A 20486-nucleotide genomic window follows, 5' to 3' on the forward strand; every position below is an offset into this window, starting at 1 on the left:
GCGCTGTAAACCCCCTCTGCTGCATGTATAAAACAAGTGAATCATCATTTCCTTCATAAAAGGTATCTTGAGGCCATAAATAATAAAAACCCACCTCTCCGATATGCCACGCTGTCCCCTGCATCTTTTCCTTGATGGGAACTTTGAATTTCTTTGCCTCCTTCAATAAATCTCTCATGACAGGCTGTTCCAATGAACCCGGCGTAACATGAATTTCCTTCATTTTAATCTCTTGTAAAACTTCCTCTGCCCCTTCTACATGATCTGCATCTGCATGTGTGGCAATAAAAATGTCGATAGCTCTTATACCCTTGCCTTTTAAAAACGGCACTACAACTTGCTTTCCCACCTCATAAGGTCTATCTGTTTTCTTCCATTGCTCTTGTTCAAATCGCAATACCCCTCCCGCGTCAATGACATACACAGCTTTCCTAAATGGTAATTCAATCACGATACTGTCCCCTTGTCCAACGTTTAAAAACGTGATCTTTGTTTCGCTATACAACATGGGTGATAAATGAATCCAAAGGGCTGGTATGAAGAGGATGACAATTGCCTTCCCATATCTTCTTGTTTCTAAGTAATAAAAGCTCACTAGAACACTTAGCATTGCTACACAACTAAGCCAAATAGCTGGTTTACCTGGTGACCATAATTGGAAAGGTAGCCCCTGCATGTAAAAAATCATATCGGTTAACAAATGACGTAATGGTTCGTAGACAATAAATAACATGTCTGCAAGTGGTAAGGGAAGATACGTTAGAACAAAGACCACTAGATTAAAGGGCAATATTACAAAGGAAAAGAGTGGAACAAACATAATATTTACAATGAACGAGGATAGGGATAGTTCATAAAAATGATAAAGTAATAAAGGATAGACGAGCAGCTGGCACACGAGTGTAATGCAAAAAGAGCGAGCAAGCTCATTTTTTGTTTGTTTAAAAATGGTGCCGGAATAAACAAGACTTACGGCTGCTAGATAGGATAGTTGGAAGCCTATTTGAAAAATGACGCCAGGTTCAAGCAAGACAAAGCCTATAAAGCTAAAAGCTAATGCATCATCCATTGGTAGGTCCAACTTAATCATGCGCAGTATCATCATTAATTCGACCACAGAAACCGCACGCCACACAGAAGGTGCGCCTCCTGCAATGACGCCATAAACGGGTAAGAGGATCAATAGAACAACCGTAGCCAATTCTTTGCGAACGCCTATTCTAAGTAATCCTTCAAAAAATAGCCAAGACATCAATGCTACATGTAAACCTGAAATTGCAAATAAATGCGTAATACCTAACTTTTGATAAGCACGCTGCAATTCATCATCCATTTGGTCCTTCTCCCCAATTAAAAGTGCTTGTGCCTCTACTACAAGGGATTTTGGAAAAGTACGTTCAATATGCTTTTCTATGCTGTATCTTCGTTCTGCAAGGAAGGTAACGAAGGAAGTTTGCTTTTCTACGTAACTCCAATTCGTGATTTCAACTATACCTATTGCTCCCTTACTCGTTAAATAATCTGACATTGAAAATGCATAAGTATGAGCAGCAGGTGATGGCTCAACAAGTTCACCTTTTGCTAAATAGGTTACGCCTGTTAGGGACGTATTTTCATATAGCTTTTTCTCTTGCTCAGAAGAAAATGTATAAACAACATAAAGTTTTTGGCCATCTGTGGTTGTTGCAAATCCTCGAAGTGTTTGACCGTTAATTTTATAGTCATTTGACCATGTTAATGGGAAGGTTGACGGTAAAGGGGAAGATTCCGACAAATGATAGATTGAAAGGAAAAAATACGATAGTAACCCACAAGCCATTACAAGCGTTGCAAGAAAACGTGACTCATCTTTTATGATGAGCCACAGTGCTAAAAGAAGTATTAACATGAGTAGCCAAGCCGACTTGTGTGCCGCAAGAGCAGCTACAAGTACAGCAAGTGCTATATGGATCCATTTATGCTTTAAAGCTTGATGCCAAATAATGCGCTCACCTTCTGTTCATATGGGAGCAATTTTTCTTGTGACACACCACTCTCGCGAAGCTCATCTAGAATCTCTGTGTACAAGGCTAGTTTTTCATCTCGCAAAAAAATCAATTTTACGCTCATCAAAGGGTACATGAACGACTTCCACTCCTGCTTTTTCAAATAATTCCTGAGCATATGGATTATTTTTATAGTCTGTTGCATAATACACACGTTCAATCCCTGCTTGAATAATGGACTTTGTACATGGTAGACATGGGAAATGAGTTACATACAAATCTGCACCTTTTGTTGGTGTTCCATATTTAGCGCATTGTAGCAATGCATTCATTTCGGCATGCACCGTACGAACACAATGATTGTCCACTACATAACATCCCTTTTCAATACAATGTTCATCTCCTGTAATAGACCCATTATAACCACCTGCAATAATGCGTTTATCACGTACCACAGTTGCTCCTACTGCTAGTCTAGTACATGTACTTCGTAATGCGAGTAAATGGCTTTGTGCCATAAAAAATTGATCCCAAGTAATTCGCTCCATATGACTACCTCCAAAATTTGCCTAACAAATGATTTTTCTCTTGTTTTTCTACTATAGTGTAGCCCTTTTTGAAAAGGGGCGTCAATATCACAAAATCTACAAGGTTTAGTTTACGGTAATAGAATCTTGTAACTTCTCAAATGTTTTATCACCGATGCCACTAACATTTTTTAAATCATCAATCTTTTGAAAAGGACCATTCTCCTCTCGGTATGAAAGAATACTTTGAGCTTTAGAGGGACCAATACCTGGCAATGTTGAAAGAGCTGACACATCCGCTTTATTAATATTAATCTTTTGCTCATTACTATTATTTTCAGCAGGCAAACTAATAAAATTAGTAGTTCCTTCCTCTAGTTGTTCACCTTTTTCGGGAATATAAATGACCATTTCGTCCCGCACTTTTTGAGCATGATTTATAAGCTGTGTGTCTGCATCCTCTGTATAGCCGCCTGCAAGTTGGACAGCATCTCGAATACGTTGGTCTTGCTGAAGCTCATAAACACCTGGGTATAGTACAGCACCCTTTATATCAACAAACACTTGCTGTATAGCCGTTTCTTTAGTCGAATCAATAAGGTTATTTTCTTCAATAGGTTGGATTGTTTCGATGAGCTCTTCTTGGGGAGGTGAAGAGTCTGAACTCGAAAAATAGAAGTAACAAAGTCCACTGAGTACGAGTATGCCGGGGAATAACATACTTTTTTTATACTTTTGCCATAAAGATTGGAGCATAGCACCACCCTTTCTTTGCAAAAGATAATCATATGGAGGTACATATATCTTACACTATCTCATGTTATTTGCAAACCGGTAAAGAATATAGTTTTAGAACAGTCGTTCCTCTCATTTTATCCTAGAGTTCTATCCATCACTCTAGCCTTTCTATCGACCAATTCAAAGACTTTTCCATCAAAAGAGCCACACTGTTACTTGAACAATGTGGCTCTTTTCTAAATTATTTTACTGCACGAATAAAAATGCGCTCGCTGTCATATTCTGGTGCTTCATCTGTAAAATCTGCTGTAATTTCAACATGATCAAAACCTATGGTACGCAACCAAGTCATATACTGGTCAATAGAGAAGGTGCGTTGAATATGCTCTTCGTCAAAACGCTCATATAATTCACTCGCGATATCTCGAACATAAAAAGTCATTTGATGGATAACGGAATGCTCGTAATCTGCAGGTTCTGTATGCCATACATAGCTAATATCTCCATCATCATACGTAAACGGTCCATCTAAAAAGATCTCATTCATTTTAAATAAGGAGTGGACGTCAAAAAATAGCTGTCCCCCGTCTCGCAGAGCATGATAGATACGTTCTAATGTCGTATAGACAGCTTGCTCCTCTATCACATAATTAAGGGAGTCTATAGTAATTGTAACAACGTCCAATGCCTCAAAGCCGTCTAATTCATCCATAGACATACAATATAAAGGTGCATGATATCCTGCAGCAGTAAAACGTTCTGTAGCAATGGATAACATCTCTTCTGATAAATCTATACCGCTGACCTTATAGCCAGCCTGTGCAAATAACAAGCTAAGCACACCCGTTCCACAACCAATATCTAACAATGCTGGATATTGACTACTTGGTGCATGTTGTACAACCCAATCTACATAAAGATTATAAGGAATATCCTTTTGTAGCTCATCATAGACATGGGCAAAGCGTTCGTAACTACTCACTTAGGCCTCAGGCATGTCTAATTGTGGTGCATCGCCCCATAGACGCTCTAAATTATAATAAGCACGCTCATCCTTATGGAAAACATGTGCCACTACATCACCTAAGTCTACAAGTACCCAACGAGCTGCATCGAAGCCCTCGATACGGCGGATTTCATAGCCCTCTTTTTCCGCTATATCTTGCAATTCACGCGCAATAGCTTGCACTTGGCGATCTGAGTTACCGTGAGCAATGATAAAATAATCCGCTAAAAGGGAAATTCCTTGCATATTTAAAACGACAATATCCTCACCATGTTTGTCGTCGATTGCTTTGTACGCTGCTTGTAATAAAGTTGAAGTCATCCTTCACTATCCTCTCTGTTCATCATATCGTTATAACATTCTATTGATAAAGGAAAAATTGGCTGCTTTGTGTCTATTAAAAATGCCAATGTATGGCGGACACAAGCACTCATGGCCTTATCCAAATTTTTTTGAGCTTTTTTGCGCAGACGATCGACACCTTCAAATCGGCGATTCGGTTCAATCATATCTGCTACAAAAATGATTTTTTCTAAACGACTCATACTAGCGCGTCCTGTTGTATGGAAACGAATCGCATTTAGTATCTCTTGATCAGTGATGCCAAACTCGCTTTCTGCTATATATGCACCAACCGGACCGTGTAGTAATTCACTGCCCCAGCCAATTAGTTTTGGATCTAATTTTTTTTCACGAACGATGTCCTCCATCCATTCAATGTCGGCATATTTAGCAATATCATGGAGGATTGCTGCTGTTTCAGCTTTTTTCGCATCCTCCCCATATTTTTGTGCTAAAGAAATTGCCGTTTCCATTACACCGATTGTATGGACATACCGTTTTTCAGGCATTCTTGGCTTAATCGCCGCTAAATACTGTTCGCGTTCCATATAGACCTTCCTTCCGTATGAACGTCTCTACCGCTTCTGGTAGCAAAAATGTCACCGTTCCTCCAGTAGCAAGGCGTTCACGAATCAGTGTGGACGATAAATCGATTTGAGGCACTTCCACCATACATACAGGGTAATCTGTCGTAGCCGTTGTTCCTGGACGCTTTACTCCAACAAATTGCACAAGTTTCACTAAATCATCGATACAATGCCATGTATGGAGCGAATCAATCATATCTCCTCCGATGATAAAGTGGAATTTCACATTTGGTTCTCTTCTACACAATGCTGAAAGTGTCTCATAGGAATAGGATACGCCACCCTTCTCAACCTCATACGACTCTACAGAAAAATGTGAAAATGGACGAATAGCCAGCTTCACCATTTCAAGTCGTTCAGCATTACTTGCATCGAAACGAGCATGCTTATGTGGTGGTATTGCATTAGGCATAAAACGAATTTCATCTAATTCTAGCGCATGAAAAACTTCATTTGCCATCATTAAATGCCCTATATGCGGAGGATTAAATGTTCCTCCCAGTAAACCGACCCTTTTCATCGTTTCACCTTATTTCGTTGCTTTTGGTAATACAATCTTTTTATGATTGCGTGATTCTTTATATAAAACAACTGTAAGACCGATTAATTGGACAAGCTCTGCATGTGCGCCTGTTGCAAGTGCTTCAGCAACTTCATGTTTATCTTCTTCACAGTTATCTAAAATACGTACTTTAATTAGTTCACGTACTTCTAATGCCTCACGAATTTGCTTTGTCATTTCGTCATTAACGCCGCCTTTTCCTACTTGGAAAATAGGTGTTAAATGATGTGCTTCCGCACGTAAAAAACGTTTCTGTTTACCTGTTAACATAAAAATTAGTTTCCTCCTAATTGTGCCTTAAGCTGCACAATCATTGAATTTGTATTTGGATACTTTCCTATCCAGTGCTCAAAAGCGATGGCTCCTTGATGTACAAACATCCCTAGACCTGTAACAATCGTTGCTCCCCTTTTTTCTGCTGCTTGTAAAAAAGGCGTCATTAATGGATTATACACAATATCTGCAACAATTGCTCCTTTCGAAAGCAAATCTAAAGAAAATGGCATGGAAAAATTGCCCGTGGCAAGGCCAGCCGATGTCATTTGCACAATAATGCTGAAATCAGCTAAAGTCTCTTCTGCTTCTTTTAATGAAATCGCACGACCTATTCCCATTTCATCAATAATAGCTTGAGCATTAGCCACTGTACGATTGGCAATGGACAAATGGCTATAGCCTTGCTGCTGCATAGCAAAAGCAATACCACGAGCAGCGCCTCCAGCACCAACAAGTAACACAGGCTTGTCTTTATGCGACGTACCAACGGCTTCTTCAAGTGAGCGAACAAAACCGATACCATCTGTATTATAGCCTTTCAGCTTTCCTTCCATTGTTCGTACGACTGTATTCACTGCACCCATTTTTTGGGCCAGCTCATCTAGCTCATCTAAATAGGGTATGATGGCTGTTTTATGGGGAATTGTAACGTTCCAACCACTTGCTCCTAATGTTTTCAAACCAGCCACTGCTGACTCTAATTGATCAGAAGGGACATGTAAAGGAATATATGTCGCATCTATCGACATGTCCTCGAACCAAGCATTATGCATGGCTGGTGATTTTGAGTGTTCAATTGGATCACCCATCACTGCAAACCACTTCTTCATTTTCTAGCCCTCTCTCTACTTTATCCTTCGATTTATATAAGGGAAGGACGAATTGAAACTTGTACACCTTTTGGTGCATAAGCTGCCACTACTACATTGGCATGTTGAACTGTAATCCAGCCCAGCCCAGAGAAAACAACATCTGTTTTGGCTTCTTTAATAGAAAACTCATGACGAACTAATGGCGGTAGTTGATCGATGAAATCTGCAGTTGGTGGTGCCAGAAGTTCTCCTTTATGTTCTGCGTACAACGTATCTGCCTTCTCTAGCTTTGTTCGATGAATTGGTAAATCGTTGGCTACATGAATTGTAAAGGCAGAGCGATCTCCCTGAATGAAATCAAATCGAGCTAAAGCCCCAATAAATAAAGTTTGTCCAGCATTTTGCTGATAAACTTTTGGTTTAATTTCTTTTTTCGGCATAATATATTTTAATTCACTGGAATCAATATGATGAGCCATTTGATGATGATTAATAATACCAGGTGTATCATATAATGCACTACCATCATCTAATGGAATTTCAATCATGTCTAATGTTGTGCCAGGGAAATGAGAAGTTGTAATGACTTCACCTTCACCTGTTGCCTGTTTAATAATACGATTAATGAACGTAGATTTCCCAACATTTGTACAACCAACAACATAAACATTTTGCCCTTTTCTGTACGCGTCGATAGCTTCCATTGCTTCAGCCATCCCCTTGCCTTTATGAGCACTTACTAACAGGACATCGACAGGCTGAAGACCAAGAGCCTTTGCTTCTCGTTTAAGCCAGTTGATTACTTTTTTAGGTTTTACCGATTTTGGTAATAAATCTGCTTTATTGGCAATCAACAGGACTGGGTTATTTCCTACAAAGCGGTGAAGCCCCGGTAACCAGCTCCCATTGAAGTCAAAAATATCAACAATTTTTACGATTAAGCCTTGCTGTGTACCAAGACCATTTAAAATACGTAAAAAGTCATCATCTGTTAATGACACTGGTTGAATTTCATTGTAATTTTTCAAACGGAAGCAACGTTGGCAAATGACCACATCCTTCTCTAAAGATGATGGGGGTGCATACCCAACTGCTGTTTTATCTTCTGTTTGAATTGTTGTACCACAGCCAATACAATTTGGCATTTCAATCATTCTTGTTCCTCCCAAGTTATAATTCCTTTTCGTTTCAAATCATTAAACACGCGACGTTCAATGAAACGATTCAATTTTGTTACAAGCCCATCCGATTGGGCAACAGGTTTAACTAACACTGTATGCAGACCTAAGCGATTGGCACCCATCACATCTGTAAGCAGTTGATCTCCTACCATCACTACTTCATTTGGACGCAAACCTAGCTGAATTAGCGCATTATAAAAAGCATTTCGAAGTGGCTTTCTTGCCTTGTGAATATATGGGATACCTAATGGCTCAGCAAAATGTTTTACACGTGCCTCATTGTTATTCGACGCAATAATAACACGAATTCCTGATTCTTTCATAATGCGTAACCATATGATTAGCTCTTCAGTGGCATCTGGACGATCCCATTCAACCAGCGTATTATCCAAATCTGTAATGATTCCTCTAATACCTAATTCTTGTAACTTCTCTGGTGTAATTTCAAAAATATTCGTCACAAATTCGTTTGGTAATAAAAAATTATACAAAATAGCGACCCCTAATCTTAACGTATTATTCGACCATTATAGCATATTTGCAAAGGCTTCACCCATTCTAATTGGGCTTCCTTTAACAACATTATCCGTAAATTCAATCGCATCCTTTTCAAACAGCATCACAACGGTAGAACCAAATGAGAAATAACCAACTTCTTGCCCTTTACGCCATTTCGTTGTTGTATTAGTAAGCACAATTGAATTAACAAAGGTTGCGCCCACTTTTATAAATGCTACATGTTGCTTATTGTCTACTTTCAATTCCGTCACTAAACGATAATTATGAGAAATTGGTTTTTTACCGTATGTAAGACCAAGCTGATTCACAGGATAAGATTTCTGACCAAGTGTATATTGTCGTAATACTTCTCCATCAATCGGACTATGGATACGATGATAATCTGCAGGACTTAAATAAAATACGATATAATGTCCATCCGCATATTGTGCTGCTCGTTCTGTATTGCCGAGTAAATCCTGTAATGCATAGGGTTTACCCTTTACAAGAAATGTCATATCCCACTCAATGCGTCCAAAAGATTCCACTTTAGCATCTACTGGACTGGTAAAAATGGCTGGATCTTTTTCAATTGGCCGAGCATCTTCTAGCAGTTCTCTTGTAAAAAAATCATGTAAACATGAAAATTGTTGTTGTTTTTTTGAAACTTCTTCAAGGTTAATATCGTATAACTTCATGTAGCTTGGAATTATACGTTTACTCCACTTCGCTTTTGCAATTGTCTGCAAAAGATGGGAAGATTGCTTACCATTCGTTAGTTCTATCAAGCGTTGATATAGTTTTTCTTTCATTCAGTAAAACCCCTATCCATTAATTTAGACTGTCAATTTTTTCGCATTCGAAGTATAATGGTACAATATCTTAAGTGCAAAGGAGTGATCCCCCTTGTTTTTTTATCACAAGTTGGTGGATACCACGGTTAAGAAAATGAAATCGCACGCAGCTAACTTCATCACAATTAGTAATATGTCCTTTGGAGGCGCGGCTATTATGGCCACTTTACATGAATACTATAGCTATAGTGTCTTGTTTATCTTTATTGCAGCTCTTCTTGATCGCTACGATGGTAAGGTAGCGAGAGCGCTCGGACAAGTGTCAGAGCTAGGTAAACAATTAGATTCTATGAGTGATATTATATCATTTGGCGTGGCGCCTGCATTACTAATGTATGAAGTTGTTCTAGTTGATTTTGGTTTTGCCGGCATGATGATGGCCGTATTATTTATCGTCTGTGGTGCGATGCGTTTAGCTCGCTTCAATATTAGTGAAGCGAATGGTTATTTCACAGGTTTACCTATTACAGCTGCAGGTACGTTCTTAACTTTAACGTATTTCGCGGCCAATACGTTCCATCCGGCATTTTATCTTTTCCTTTTTCCCATTTTAGCTTTACTAATGATTAGTACATTTACGTTAAAAAAAGTGTAACAGCGCATTTGCTGTTGCACTTTTTTCATTTCCCACAGCTTTTAAACATATACTGTCGAAAAATGGGGAAAGGATGAAATCATTCAATGAGCGGAATTTTCACATCAATGTTGCAGTTATGGCTTGAGATCCCTGCGTTGCTTGGCTACTTAAAGGGGCAAACATTCCATAAACCCTTTTCAAAAGAAGAGGAAGCTGCTTGTATTGAACGATTTTTAGGTGGCGATGAGCAAGCGCGTCTTGATCTGATCGAACGTAATATGAGGCTTGTCGCGCACGTCGTTAAAAAATTCCATCCAAAACATGAACAACTCGATGATTACATTTCCATAGGAACAATCGGTCTAATGAAAGCCGTAGAGAGCTATACCCCTGACAAAAAAACACGACTCGCCACATATGCAGCTCGTTGTATTGAAAATGAAATTTTAATGCATCTACGGACACAAAAAAAGGTTCAGAAAGACGTTTCTTTGTTTGAGCCTATCGGGACTGATAAAGACGGAAATGCACTGCAAATTCGTGATTTACTTCAATGTGATGAAGAAAGTGCAACAGAGAAGTTGGAGCATAAAGAGCATGTAGCACAGTTATATCATTATTTGCATATGCTTGATGAACGCGAACTTGAAATTGTAACACTGCGATATGGCTTAAATCAACAGGATGCACTTACACAAAAGGAAATTGCTGCTCGATTAAATATTTCACGAAGCTATGTATCTCGCATTGAAAAACGAGCACTTATTAAACTCTACCAACTGTACAAACGAGACCAAAAGTCGGTTGAATAATTTATTGTAAAATGGACAATAGAAAAATTCAATGCTTCTTTGGCGGAAGATGTGCCTATTTCATGGCATAGAAAAAAGCCCCTTGCGACATGACTATGTCGCAAAGGAGCTTTTCCGTCATACATACTATTAATGTGCTGATTCTGATAGTTCTGCTGAAATCAGTGTGCCGATTAAAGTTGTTAAAATGACTACACCCGCTGTTAGAAATAACATCGTGAATGCCTCCCATTCTATTATGAAGAGATTGATTAGTCTAAAGTGTAGCATTTGTCCTTTATTCTAACTGTGATTTTTCTCACAGAAAAATCAGCACATTTTGACCATTTTGTGTAGTTTATAGTGAGGCAAGGGCTTTTAATACTACTTGTGTCGAATGCTTTGCAGCAACTGGTAAAAACTCATCAAAGCTAATATTCGATTCTTTCCCAGCAATGTCTGATAGCGCACGAATGACAACAAAAGGTGTCGCAAATTGATAACACACTTGTGCAACCGCTGCTGCTTCCATTTCTACAGCCTTCATTTGAGGGAAATGACGACGAACAGCTTCTACGCGTTCAGGATCATTCATAAAAGCATCCCCAGAGCAAATTAATCCAATACCATACTGATGCTCTCCAACCGCCTTAACAGCCTCTTCAGCTACTTTCATCAATTGTTCATCTGATTTATAGGCTGCCGGCATACCAGCCATTTGTCCGATTTCATAGCCGAAAATAGTGACATCTACATCATGATGACGAACTTCATCGGAAATGACTACAGCGCCAACATCAAGAGCTTCATCATACCCACCTGCAGATCCTGTATTAATGACAACATCTGGCTTAAACTCATGTAAAAGTATTGTCGTAGACATGGCAGCATTCACCTTACCAATACCACTTTTTAATAACACGACTTCCTTACCCTCATAAGTTCCTGTTGTATATTCACTACCTGCGATGGTTGTACTTTGTGCATCGTTTAATGCTGCTCTTAGTAGCTCTACTTCCTCTTCCATTGCGCCAATTACTGCAATTTTCATGAACTGTTACTTCCCTTCTTTATCAACTCTATTAAAAATAATCAAAAGAGTGATTTTCGTCAATAGGCGCCTTCTAATGTGTTCAGTTGCTCTAGCTTCACAGGCAACCAGCCTTCATTGTCAACCCATTCCATGCTGACACGGTACATTTGAGATTTATCTTTACTTGAAACCGTTGCAATGGCTGAATTAGGACCACCATTATTTTGCATACGCCAGATGATCATATTGCTTTGGTCGATACCTGTCACAGTAGAAACTGTTGCTACTTTTTCAGCCCAGTCTACAGACGTATCGTCATATGAAGACACATGCTGGCCTGTTTGTGTTGTAGGTGTTGGCTGCCAGTTTTTATTCGTGATGACCTTGTCTACAATAGGATTATCTGAAGTCGATTCCTCAGGTGTCCCTTGCTCCTCTTGTGATGTCTCAGATTCCGCTTCTTCCTCTTCCTGTGAAGGTTTTTCTTCGTCGACAGCAAGATCTTTATCCTCTTCATTCGCAGGCTCTTTGTCCACTTCTTTTTCTTTATCACCGCTCTTTTCCTCTTGAGCTGGCTCATCTTTTACTGCTTGATCTGCATCATCTTGCCATTTAAACACATAGGTTGCTGTGATAATAATAAGTACGACCACAACGCCAATTAAAACATTCAATAGTTTATCTAGCTTTTTATTACGAGATGGCTGCAAATGACGACTACTTCGAGTTTGTCGTTCACTCATAATGTCTCCCCCTCTCTAGCAAATATTCTATCAAGTTCGACAGCACTTGCAAAATAATTATACTCACTAAATTACTAGGAAGCCTGATAATCAAATAATGGTAAAAGCAGTTAGCCTCTCTTGGAAAGAATGGCCAACTGCTTGTACATGTTAACATTATTTAATAGAAATAATTTTTACTTTCATTTCGCCACCAGGTGTTTGAACAACTACTTCTTCGCCTTCAGCGCGGCCTAGTAGACCTTTAGCAATTGGTGATTCATTTGAGATACGGAATTCCATAGGATCTGCCTCTGCTGAACCAACAATTGTATAAGATTCTTCTTCTGTCGAAGGTTTACCATTAATAATTTCTACAAATGTAACCGTTTTCCCAAGTGATACTACACTGTTATCTGTCTCATCCTCAGAAATAATGACTGCGTTACGAATCATTGATTTTAATGTAGAAATACGACCTTCTAAAAAGGCTTGTTCTTCTTTTGCTGAATCATACTCAGCGTTTTCAGAAAGATCTCCAAAATCACGTGCTATTTTAATACGTTCAACGATTTCTTTACGTGTTTCAGTTTCTAATTTTACTAATTCTTCTTCTAATTTACGTTTCCCCTCAGCTGTCATAGGGTACTGTTTTTCATTTGCCAAAGTCCTTCACTCCTTGTTTCTTCAATATAAAAACATAAAACTCGACTAAATGCTTGGAAATTGCACTTAATCGAATTTTATTATTTTTAAACGTTTTCAAATTACGCTTTGACCTAATAGTATGCATACCTTTTTAAAATATGCATGAAAATATTGTCAATACCACTCTATCTTATTACAATACGTTGTCGGTTTCAAGAATAGTTTTAATTTTCGTGACCATTAAATCAATTGCTACCTCATTATCCCCACCTTCTGGAATAATGATATCAGCATAGCGTTTTGTTGGTTCAATAAATAAATTATGCATAGGTCGAACCGCCGATAGATACTGCTCAATTACTGAATCTGTTGTACGTCCACGCTCTTTAATATCACGCATGATACGACGAATAATTCGTAAATCCGAGTCTGTATCCACAAATAACTTAATATCCATTAAATCACGTAAATCAGCATCCTCTAGCACTAGAATACCTTCTAGTATAATAACATCCACTGGCTCAACATGAATGACTTCTTGTGCTCTCGTATGCTGCACGTAATCGTAAACAGGTTTTTCAATTGGTTGACGCACTAAAAGTTTTTTTATGTGCTCAATTAATAAATCGTTATCAAAAGCTAACGGATGGTCATAGTTAGTTCCTAGGCGCTCTTCAAATGTTAAATGACTCTGATCTTTATAATAAAAGTCTTGTTCAATGACAACAACTGAATGATCGCGAAAAACATCATAAATAGCACGTGTCACACTCGTTTTCCCTGAGCATGAACCACCAGCGATTCCGATGACAACTGGACGCTTTACTGCCATTAGTTATTCTCCTTTCGCATCATGTTATGCGGCTTTAATGGTGTCTCACATTTAAATTTAACAATTTGTAATGGATGACGGGCTGCATCTAGGCTATTGCCATCCTCATCCCATATTTCTCCCATTGTCATTCGGAAGTTCTCGATTTCAGGTCCAAAGAACTCCACTTCATCACCTGGTTTAAAATAATTACGTTGCTGCATTGTGACAATTTTTGTCTCTGGATCATGATCTAAGATCAAACCAGCAAATTCATACGTTGTTTTACGACCATGCAAACCAAACATTTGCTCTTCGAAGCCAGGTGCATCATGGAAGAATGCTTCAGCTGTATCACGATTTGCACATTTATCTAGCTCTTCAAGCCATTCTCGTTTAATTTTAAAGTTATCTGGATCAGCACAATAGGCATCAATTACTCTACGATAAACTGAAACAACTGTCGCTACATAGTGAATGGACTTCATACGACCTTCAACTTTTAAAGAGTCGATGCCAAGCTCAATCATATGAGGAATTGCTTCGATTAATTTTAAATCTTTTGGGCTCATAGCAAATGGTGCATGATTATCATCGAAAAGTGCTTTTTCTTCACCATCTTCTAATTCGTATAAATCATAGTCCCAACGACATGATTGGCAGCAACCACCACGGTTGGAATCACGCGCAGTCATATGATTGGACAGAACACAGCGACCAGAATAGGCAATACACATTGCACCATGAACAAAGGCCTCGATTTCAATATCAACCTTTTCCTTCATTAGCTTCATTTCTTCGCCGCCTACCTCACGTGCTAAAACGACACGATGTAAGCCTTCTTCTTTCCAGTACTGTACTGCCTTCCAGTTAGATAGCGATTGCTGTGTTGAAAGGTGAATTTCTAGCTTAGGTGCTGCTGTACGGCATGTTTCGATAATCAGCGGATCCGCTACGATAATACCTGTTACGCCTGCTGATTCAATATCCTTTAGGTAACGCTCTAAGCCATCCATATTTTCATTGTGGGCAAAAATGTTTGTTGTCACATAAATTTTTGCGCCGTATTTATTGGCAAACTCCACACCCTCACGCATTTCCTCAATCGAGAAGTTATCTGCATTGGAACGAAGACCAAACTCTCGTCCACCGATAAATACTGCATCTGCTCCATAATGAACAGCGACTTTTAATTTTTCTAAGCTACCTGCTGGGGCAAGTAGCTCTGGTTTTTTAGTAATGACACGTTTACCGTCGACAATCTCACGGATTTTGTCATTTTGTTCTAACGCTAATGCCATGTTATTGCCCCCTCCTAGTAAACTGTTTCCTTGAAGATAAAGCCTGTATCTAATGGTCTAATGGCTGGTTGAATATCTTCAATTTTTGCTAATAAAGCATCTTTTATCTCTTCATACGCTTCTTCGGATTCATCAAAATACGCATCAATAGCTTGACGATAGGCTTCTGTTACCGTTACGACATAGTCAGCCGTTTGTAGAACACCTTCAATTTTCAGAGCATCAATGCCACCTTCAAATAATTCGGCCAGCTCATCAATAATACACATATCATTTGGACTGAAAATATGTGTTCCATTCACATCTTCGTAAATTGGATATTTATTATTTCGCTCATCATCATGTAGGAACATATTGCGATTTTCTTGACGATTTTCAATAGCCATTACTTTATCTTGGTATAAGAAATAATGACCAAGTAAAGGACGTTTAGATTGGAACATACAAGTCATACCATGTACTTGTACCTCAATTTCCACCTCGGCATTTTCTTTAATTTCTAATACTTCATCAAGAGAAAGCTCACGTGCTAACACGGCACGAGTTGCACCACGTTTTCCCCAATAGTTCGCTGTAAACCAGTTTGTAGCAGTTGTCTCTGGGTTCCAATGTAATGGAATTGTAACGCCCTGCTCACGACGAATAATTAATACCGCTGGATCCCCGTAAATTAAACGATCCACTCCGATACGTTGCATTTCTTTTAAATAGTCAGCAAGTGCGTCTAGTTTCTCATTATGGAATAGTGCATTGACCGCAACATAAACCTTTTTACCTGCTGCGTGAATAAGCTTCGTTGCTTCTTCCACTTCAGCAACAGAGAACTCCCCTGCTAGACGTAGACCAAATTGTTGTTCACCAATGACAAAAGCATCTGCTCCAGCTTCTAATAATGCTTTTATATGTTCTACTGATTGTGGTGTCACAAGCAATTCCGGTTTTTTCATAGTAGTCACCTCTTCAAGCATAGTAATAAACCGTCACCGACTGGTAAAAAAGCACTTGTATAATCCGGGTGCTTCATGATCCAATCTGTGAAGTTTTTTAAATTGCGAATCATTGTCCGCTTACGACGTGGAACATCCTTCAAATCTAAATCAGACAACCCATGCATGTACATATTATCGATATACAAAACTCCACCTGATTTTACTAAAGGGGCATATTTTTCAAAAAAGCGTTGGTATTGTCCCTTTGCGGCATCGATAAAAACAGCATCGAATGTCGTGTGAATGGCCTCATCGTCCACCTCTAAAGCATCACCTTCAATGACCGTAATTCGTTGTGATACGGTTGAACGTTCAATATAGGCTTTCGCCCTTGTTACACGCTCTACATCACGTTCAATTGTAACAATATGGACGTCAGGCAAGGCCTCCGCCATTCGAATAGCAGAATAACCAATTGCCGTGCCAATCTCTAAAATTTTTGACGGATTTTGAATACGTAACAGTTGATTTAATGCATCAATCCCTGCTAGTTGCATTATCGGTACATGATTCTCCTCCGCATATGCTTCCATTTCTAAAAGCAATTCATTACGTGGCTGTATAAATGATTGTATATATGCATCTGATAATTCCATTGTTTCACCCTCATTTAAAAAGCAACAAGCATTTTGCTGTTGTCTGTACTTCATCATTTATCAACAAAAAGAAAAAGACCAAACGTGATGTCTTGGTACTTTGCCATACAAAAATGAGCAATTGTTTAGATATGCAAACAATTGCCACCACGCATATTTGTCCCGCATAAATGAACGGATTGATCAAAAATCACACTTTATAATAGCATGAAAATAGAAGGAAAGCTATTTTTCTTTCCTTCTATCCATCTGTTTGCTATATGCTTTTAAGCTTTACATAAGCTTACTCTTCTTTTTGTAAATATTTTGCTATTTTCTGTAAATGTTCATCATATGTTTTCGAGAAGTGGTTGACACCCTCTTTATCTGCTAAGAAATAGAAATAATCTGTTTGACTTGGGTTCAAGGTAGCCTCAATCGAAGTCTTACCAGCACCAGCTATTGGTCCAGGTGGTAGGCCTTTATTTTTGTAAGTATTATAGGCATTATCGACTTCTAAGTCCTCAAATAGAACACGATCTTTATGATCTCCAAGTGCATATAAAACAGTTGGGTCTGTTTGTAAAGGCATTCCTTCGTTAATACGATTATAGAAGACGCTTGCTATTGTCTCTCGATCTGTTTGAGCAGTAGCTTCCTCCTCCAATAATGAAGCAAACGTTAATAGTTGATGAACTGACATTTGTTTTTCTGCTAAAACATCATGATAGTTCTTAACCACATTATTTGTGGCTGCTATCATCTCTTCTACGATTGCTTGTAAAGATGGTTTTTCTTCAAAGTAAGAATAGGTCGCTGGATATAAATAGCCCTCTAAGTCATAGCGAATGTTATCTGCTAACACAGCATCTGTTACAAGCTCAGGATAGTTTGCCATCATTTGTTGCACAAATTCTTCACTTGTCACAAGATCCATAAATTCTTTTTGTGTGTATGGTGTTTTCTTTTCAATTACCTTACCAATTTGCTCAAGTGTTAAGCCTTCCGGAACAGTCATCGTAAAGACTGGCTTACGATATACTTTCCCTGTTTTCAAGCTTTCAATGAGTTCATCAAATGTCATTGCCTGTGTTAAATCATAATTTCCTGCCTGGAATTGAGATTCATTTTTAAATTTAGCATAGTATTTAAAAACACGTGCATCTTTAATGACACCTTTTTTCTCTAGTAATGTAGAAATGGAGGTTAAACTCGAACCTATTGGTACTTCTACTGCTATTGTTTTTGTTGCATTAGGATCAAGTGGTTTTAATGCACCCTTTACATAGTTGTACCCAAATAATCCAACTACACCTATTATTAGCACGAAAACAACGGCAATAATTGCAACGATTTTTCTCACAACTTTTACCTCAGATTTTCTTTCTTGCATTTTTGAAAACATTTCTTGTTTTTTAGAACCGTTATCCACGGGTTTCCCCCCTATCACTAAACATTATCATACTAGAAATCAACTTTCACGACAAACAGAAATCGACAATTCAGGAGAAATTACATATGTAAAAAATCTGCCAACAATCATTGTTAGCAGATTTTTGAGCTTATAGAAATCGTTCAAACTATAAAGTATTTAATACTTCCTCAACAAATTCCCACTCTTCATCCGTCTCAATCGGCAACAATTCTTCAATTTGTCCATCGTTTCCAGCAATATATTGTGCAGCAAATATATCTCGTTCGTCAATAGGTTCATCCGTCGCTTGAACATATAAAACATACGATTTGCCAAATTGCTCAGATGAAAACGTATGAATAACCTCACAAACATGATCTGTCCCGTCTTCCTCTGTCACCGTAATAAGTTGTGGTTCATCTTCCTCAAACTCATCAAGAAGTGTTAACACCACTTCATTAATCATTTCCCACTCCGCATCTGTTTCAACAGGTTGTAAATTTATCATCTCACCACTATTGTCATCATAATCAAATGTCATCGCTGAAAGATCACCTGGGATTTCTTGACCACTCTCATCTAAAATTGAAAATAACACATAGGACTTGTCTTCTGCATCAAATGTAAAGACCACATGGCAACGTTGTTCCTTCCCATCTTTTCCGATTATCATAAATTCTTGCGTTTCTTCATTCATTCGATTTCCTCCTTTTATGACAGTTTATTGTCATGTTATTGAGTATTTTTTTGTTTTCTTAATTAAGCTAGTTACTTTTTAAATGCTTTCATCCTATATCTAGGTTGGATTGGGGATTACCTTTTGAGCAGTTTCACTCTGCTTGCGAGCGGGGCCTGCCTATGTTTGAGCGCTTTCTACTCACTTCCGAGCGGCTACCACCTGTTTATGAGCGCTTACCCTTCACTTCCGAGCGGCTACAACTAGTTTATGAGCGCCTATCCTCAATTTGCGAGCGGCTCTTGCCAATACATGAGCGCTTATCCTCTATTCTTAAGCGAACCCTGCCAGTTTATAAGCAATCTCATTTATCATTAACAACCTTTCTACTCTCTAAACACAATCGGATTCACATATTTAAGGTTTTCCGCACCCCTATAAAATAGACCCCAATAAAAAAGGAACAAGGACTGCAAGTTGCGATCCTTGTTCCAAGCTTTAAGTAAGAAGATTAGTCTTCGTATTCATCCTCTAAAGCGTTTAAAACGTCCTCTACCATATCCCACTCTGCTTCAGTTTCGATTGGTGTTAATTCACCATCTTCACCATTTTCAGAAGGTACGAATGAAGATACGAAAATTTCAACTGAACCATCTTCATCTTCTTCTGCGCCTACCATTGAGTAAAATACGTATGATTTCCCAAACTCTGGAGATTCATGAACGTGAATCACTTCACAAAGCTGCTCATTTCCGTTCTCGTCAATCACTGTAATGTGTTGAACGTGTAATTCTTCTTCATGGTTATGCTCTTGTGCCATGTATTGTCACCTCATCAATTAATTTTTGCTATCTAAGTAGCCTTGTAAAATCATCACTGCTGCCATTTTATCAATGACCTGCTTACGCTTTTTGCGACTCACGTCCGCCTCGATTAACATACGTTCAGCAGCCATCGTTGTTAGACGTTCATCCCATAATTTGACCGGTAGTGAGAAATGTTCTTCTAATAGCTTTTTATAGTTCTCAGAAGCCTCTCCACGCGGTCCAACCGTATTATTCATGTTTTTCGGAAAACCTACAACAAATTCTGTTATAGTGTATTCCTTTACTAGCTCGGCGATACGTTCAATGCCGAACTCACCATTCGCTTCATCAATTTTTACGGTTTCAATACCTTGGGCGGTCCAACCGAGTGCATCACTTACAGCAACGCCTACGGTTTTTGACCCAACGTCTAATCCCATAATTCTCATTTCTAGTCCTCGTTATTCTTTTTGATATAAAATTTAACAAGCTCTTCTAGAATTTCGTCACGCTCAAGCTTGCGAATTAAATTACGAGCATCCTGATGGCGAGGAATATACGCCGGATCACCAGAAAGTAAGTAACCAACAATCTGATTGATAGGATTATATCCCTTTTCCTCTAATGAAGAATGTACTTTCAACATTACCTGCTTGACTTCCTGTTCCATTGATTCTTCTGGAAAATTAAATTTCATCGTTTGATCAAATGAACTCATGACCAGCACCTCGCTTTCAGAAATAAGGAGATGTGCAAACAAGCTCATCTCCAATTT

The 20486-nt window shown here is 38.6% G+C and carries 26 protein-coding genes and 1 pseudogene; 2 read left to right on the forward strand and 25 right to left on the reverse strand.

Features of this window, described 5'->3' with window-relative positions; all coding sequences use genetic code 11:
- From RT445_RS09690 to RT445_RS09745, 12 genes and pseudogenes are all read right to left on the reverse strand, one after another.
- The coding region (locus RT445_RS09690) for a DNA internalization-related competence protein ComEC/Rec2 (protein ID WP_313470479.1) at positions 1-1888 on the reverse strand (1888 nt) is incomplete at its 3' end.
- Between the two features lie 74 nt (positions 1889-1962).
- A pseudogene (locus RT445_RS09695) lies at positions 1963-2533 on the reverse strand (ComE operon protein 2).
- 105 nt (positions 2534-2638) lie between these two features.
- Positions 2639-3268, reverse strand: coding sequence for a helix-hairpin-helix domain-containing protein (locus RT445_RS09700; protein WP_274793847.1), 630 nt, complete (start codon positions 3266-3268; stop codon positions 2639-2641).
- Between the two features lie 223 nt (positions 3269-3491).
- The gene (locus RT445_RS09705) at positions 3492-4232 is read right to left on the reverse strand and encodes a class I SAM-dependent DNA methyltransferase (protein ID WP_274793848.1); all 741 of its coding nucleotides are present in this window, start codon (positions 4230-4232) and stop codon (positions 3492-3494) included.
- Complete coding sequence (gene rsfS, locus RT445_RS09710; protein ID WP_274793849.1) at positions 4233-4577, reverse strand: ribosome silencing factor; 345 nt, start codon at positions 4575-4577, stop codon at positions 4233-4235.
- Complete coding sequence (yqeK, locus tag RT445_RS09715) at positions 4574-5146, reverse strand: bis(5'-nucleosyl)-tetraphosphatase (symmetrical) YqeK (RefSeq protein ID WP_274793850.1); 573 nt, start codon at positions 5144-5146, stop codon at positions 4574-4576. The genes rsfS and yqeK overlap by 4 nt, the downstream gene beginning before the upstream one ends.
- Positions 5115-5705 (reverse strand): nicotinate-nucleotide adenylyltransferase, encoded by a 591-nt coding sequence (locus RT445_RS09720; RefSeq protein ID WP_274793851.1) that lies wholly within the window; start codon positions 5703-5705, stop codon positions 5115-5117. The genes yqeK and RT445_RS09720 overlap by 32 nt, the downstream gene beginning before the upstream one ends.
- A 9-nt stretch (positions 5706-5714) precedes the next feature.
- A complete protein-coding gene (gene yhbY, locus RT445_RS09725; RefSeq protein WP_205444536.1) occupies positions 5715-6017 on the reverse strand; it encodes a ribosome assembly RNA-binding protein YhbY in 303 nt (100 codons plus the stop codon).
- Between the two features lie 5 nt (positions 6018-6022).
- The gene (gene aroE / locus RT445_RS09730) at positions 6023-6853 is read right to left on the reverse strand and encodes a shikimate dehydrogenase (protein WP_274793852.1); all 831 of its coding nucleotides are present in this window, start codon (positions 6851-6853) and stop codon (positions 6023-6025) included.
- 32 nt (positions 6854-6885) lie between these two features.
- On the reverse strand, positions 6886-7989 hold the full coding sequence (yqeH, locus tag RT445_RS09735; RefSeq protein ID WP_274793853.1) for a ribosome biogenesis GTPase YqeH: 1104 nt from the start codon (positions 7987-7989) through the stop codon (positions 6886-6888).
- Positions 7986-8507 (reverse strand): YqeG family HAD IIIA-type phosphatase, encoded by a 522-nt coding sequence (locus RT445_RS09740; RefSeq protein ID WP_312506724.1) that lies wholly within the window; start codon positions 8505-8507, stop codon positions 7986-7988. Before RT445_RS09740 ends, yqeH begins: the two co-directional genes overlap by 4 nt.
- Positions 8508-8543: 36 nt before the next feature.
- Positions 8544-9326 (reverse strand): phosphatidylserine decarboxylase, encoded by a 783-nt coding sequence (locus RT445_RS09745; RefSeq protein ID WP_274793855.1) that lies wholly within the window; start codon positions 9324-9326, stop codon positions 8544-8546.
- Between the two features lie 136 nt (positions 9327-9462).
- Between RT445_RS09745 and pssA the strand changes: the two genes are divergently transcribed.
- Positions 9463-9963, forward strand: a complete 501-nt coding sequence (gene pssA, locus RT445_RS09750; RefSeq protein ID WP_274797356.1) for a CDP-diacylglycerol--serine O-phosphatidyltransferase — start codon at positions 9463-9465, stop codon at positions 9961-9963.
- Between the two features lie 86 nt (positions 9964-10049).
- Entirely contained in the window at positions 10050-10757 is a 708-nt protein-coding gene (gene sigK, locus RT445_RS09755; protein ID WP_274793856.1) for an RNA polymerase sporulation sigma factor SigK, read from the forward strand.
- 129 nt (positions 10758-10886) lie between these two features.
- Here sigK and RT445_RS09760 read toward each other — a convergent pair whose 3' ends face one another.
- The 13 genes from RT445_RS09760 to RT445_RS09820 form a co-directional block, all read right to left on the reverse strand.
- Positions 10887-11027 carry a 5'-methylthioadenosine nucleosidase gene (locus tag RT445_RS09760; RefSeq protein WP_274793857.1) on the reverse strand — a complete coding sequence of 47 codons (141 nt, stop codon included), beginning with the start codon at positions 11025-11027 and terminating at the stop codon, positions 10887-10889.
- Between the two features lie 67 nt (positions 11028-11094).
- Positions 11095-11787: a 5'-methylthioadenosine/S-adenosylhomocysteine nucleosidase gene (gene mtnN, locus RT445_RS09765; protein WP_312506725.1), complete on the reverse strand. Its 693-nt coding sequence runs from the start codon at positions 11785-11787 to the stop codon at positions 11095-11097.
- 59 nt (positions 11788-11846) lie between these two features.
- Positions 11847-12512: a YrrS family protein gene (locus RT445_RS09770; RefSeq protein WP_312506726.1), complete on the reverse strand. Its 666-nt coding sequence runs from the start codon at positions 12510-12512 to the stop codon at positions 11847-11849.
- A 156-nt stretch (positions 12513-12668) separates the two neighbouring features.
- Complete coding sequence (gene greA / locus RT445_RS09775; protein ID WP_274793860.1) at positions 12669-13157, reverse strand: transcription elongation factor GreA; 489 nt, start codon at positions 13155-13157, stop codon at positions 12669-12671.
- A 175-nt stretch (positions 13158-13332) separates the two neighbouring features.
- The gene (gene udk / locus RT445_RS09780; protein WP_274793861.1) at positions 13333-13971 is read right to left on the reverse strand and encodes a uridine kinase; all 639 of its coding nucleotides are present in this window, start codon (positions 13969-13971) and stop codon (positions 13333-13335) included.
- A complete protein-coding gene (locus RT445_RS09785; protein ID WP_274793862.1) occupies positions 13971-15251 on the reverse strand; it encodes a peptidase U32 family protein in 1281 nt (426 codons plus the stop codon). Before RT445_RS09785 ends, udk begins: the two co-directional genes overlap by 1 nt.
- 14 nt (positions 15252-15265) lie before the next feature.
- A complete protein-coding gene (locus RT445_RS09790) occupies positions 15266-16198 on the reverse strand; it encodes a peptidase U32 family protein (RefSeq protein ID WP_312506727.1) in 933 nt (310 codons plus the stop codon).
- 5 nt (positions 16199-16203) lie between these two features.
- Positions 16204-16836 (reverse strand): O-methyltransferase, encoded by a 633-nt coding sequence (locus RT445_RS09795; protein WP_274793864.1) that lies wholly within the window; start codon positions 16834-16836, stop codon positions 16204-16206.
- Positions 16837-17119: 283 nt separating this feature from the next.
- On the reverse strand, positions 17120-18247 hold the full coding sequence (gene mltG / locus RT445_RS09800) for an endolytic transglycosylase MltG (RefSeq protein ID WP_312506728.1): 1128 nt from the start codon (positions 18245-18247) through the stop codon (positions 17120-17122).
- Positions 18248-18395: 148 nt separating this feature from the next.
- The gene (locus RT445_RS09805) at positions 18396-18926 is read right to left on the reverse strand and encodes a DUF1292 domain-containing protein (protein ID WP_274793866.1); all 531 of its coding nucleotides are present in this window, start codon (positions 18924-18926) and stop codon (positions 18396-18398) included.
- Between the two features lie 490 nt (positions 18927-19416).
- Positions 19417-19725, reverse strand: a complete 309-nt coding sequence (locus tag RT445_RS09810; RefSeq protein WP_274793867.1) for a DUF1292 domain-containing protein — start codon at positions 19723-19725, stop codon at positions 19417-19419.
- Between the two features lie 18 nt (positions 19726-19743).
- Positions 19744-20160, reverse strand: a complete 417-nt coding sequence (ruvX, locus tag RT445_RS09815) for a Holliday junction resolvase RuvX (protein ID WP_274793868.1) — start codon at positions 20158-20160, stop codon at positions 19744-19746.
- Positions 20161-20162: 2 nt separating this feature from the next.
- Positions 20163-20429: an IreB family regulatory phosphoprotein gene (locus tag RT445_RS09820; protein ID WP_004226839.1), complete on the reverse strand. Its 267-nt coding sequence runs from the start codon at positions 20427-20429 to the stop codon at positions 20163-20165.
- Between the last annotated feature and the right edge of the window lie 57 nt (positions 20430-20486).

This window comes from Lysinibacillus sp., from assembly GCF_032093475.1.
In the GTDB taxonomy this organism is placed as follows: domain Bacteria; phylum Bacillota; class Bacilli; order Bacillales_A; family Planococcaceae; genus Lysinibacillus; species Lysinibacillus irui.

Coding starts and splice junctions, on each gene's coding strand:
- RT445_RS09700 (WP_274793847.1), bottom strand. CDS start 3,268: ATGCTCCAATCTTTATGGCAAAAGTATAAAAAAAGTATGTTATTCCCC.
- rsfS (WP_274793849.1), bottom strand. CDS start 4,577: ATGACTTCAACTTTATTACAAGCAGCGTACAAAGCAATCGACGACAAA.
- yqeK (WP_274793850.1), bottom strand. CDS start 5,146: ATGGAACGCGAACAGTATTTAGCGGCGATTAAGCCAAGAATGCCTGAA.
- RT445_RS09720 (WP_274793851.1), bottom strand. CDS start 5,705: ATGAAAAGGGTCGGTTTACTGGGAGGAACATTTAATCCTCCGCATATA.
- yhbY (WP_205444536.1), bottom strand. CDS start 6,017: ATGTTAACAGGTAAACAGAAACGTTTTTTACGTGCGGAAGCACATCAT.
- aroE (WP_274793852.1), bottom strand. CDS start 6,853: ATGAAGAAGTGGTTTGCAGTGATGGGTGATCCAATTGAACACTCAAAA.
- yqeH (WP_274793853.1), bottom strand. CDS start 7,989: ATGATTGAAATGCCAAATTGTATTGGCTGTGGTACAACAATTCAAACA.
- RT445_RS09745 (WP_274793855.1), bottom strand. CDS start 9,326: ATGAAAGAAAAACTATATCAACGCTTGATAGAACTAACGAATGGTAAG.
- pssA (WP_274797356.1), top strand. CDS start 9,463: ATGAAATCGCACGCAGCTAACTTCATCACAATTAGTAATATGTCCTTT.
- sigK (WP_274793856.1), top strand. CDS start 10,050: ATGAGCGGAATTTTCACATCAATGTTGCAGTTATGGCTTGAGATCCCT.
- RT445_RS09760 (WP_274793857.1), bottom strand. CDS start 11,027: ATGCTACACTTTAGACTAATCAATCTCTTCATAATAGAATGGGAGGCA.
- mtnN (WP_312506725.1), bottom strand. CDS start 11,787: ATGAAAATTGCAGTAATTGGCGCAATGGAAGAGGAAGTAGAGCTACTA.
- RT445_RS09770 (WP_312506726.1), bottom strand. CDS start 12,512: ATGAGTGAACGACAAACTCGAAGTAGTCGTCATTTGCAGCCATCTCGT.
- udk (WP_274793861.1), bottom strand. CDS start 13,971: ATGGCAGTAAAGCGTCCAGTTGTCATCGGAATCGCTGGTGGTTCATGC.
- RT445_RS09785 (WP_274793862.1), bottom strand. CDS start 15,251: ATGGCATTAGCGTTAGAACAAAATGACAAAATCCGTGAGATTGTCGAC.
- RT445_RS09790 (WP_312506727.1), bottom strand. CDS start 16,198: ATGAAAAAACCGGAATTGCTTGTGACACCACAATCAGTAGAACATATA.
- RT445_RS09795 (WP_274793864.1), bottom strand. CDS start 16,836: ATGGAATTATCAGATGCATATATACAATCATTTATACAGCCACGTAAT.
- RT445_RS09805 (WP_274793866.1), bottom strand. CDS start 18,926: ATGAATGAAGAAACGCAAGAATTTATGATAATCGGAAAAGATGGGAAG.
- RT445_RS09810 (WP_274793867.1), bottom strand. CDS start 19,725: ATGGCACAAGAGCATAACCATGAAGAAGAATTACACGTTCAACACATT.
- ruvX (WP_274793868.1), bottom strand. CDS start 20,160: ATGAGAATTATGGGATTAGACGTTGGGTCAAAAACCGTAGGCGTTGCT.
- RT445_RS09820 (WP_004226839.1), bottom strand. CDS start 20,429: ATGAGTTCATTTGATCAAACGATGAAATTTAATTTTCCAGAAGAATCA.